The 279-nt window shown below is 41.6% G+C and carries 1 protein-coding gene; it reads right to left on the bottom strand.

Annotation, left to right across the window (positions count from 1 at the left end):
- Positions 1–279: enoyl-CoA hydratase/isomerase family protein (locus AAEY75_RS14765; RefSeq protein WP_352259989.1), on the bottom strand; the 279-nt coding region annotated here is incomplete at both ends.

Genomic DNA, 279 nt, shown 5'->3' on the forward strand with positions numbered 1-279 from the left:
TTACAATCCCGTTACCCCACACTAAAATGGGTTTGTTGTAACAGTGAATTAGATAATCGAGCTGATACTCTTGAGTAAAAAATTCTTCAACCAGTGACGTTGGTTTACCTTCGCTCATGGCTTTGTGCAAACTCACTACATCGCCACCGGCACAAAATGCTTTTTCACCAGCGCCTTTAAGAACCACTAATGCAATGTTATCGTCTTTGTCCCATTGCTGTAGTTGCGGCTCGAGTAAGCTGATCATTTCAAAATTAAGGGCATTTAACGATTTAGGCG

The sequence above is a fragment of the Psychrobacter sp. TB55-MNA-CIBAN-0194 genome (genome assembly GCF_040309505.1).
In the GTDB taxonomy this organism is placed as follows: Bacteria; Pseudomonadota; Gammaproteobacteria; order Pseudomonadales; family Moraxellaceae; genus Psychrobacter; species Psychrobacter fozii.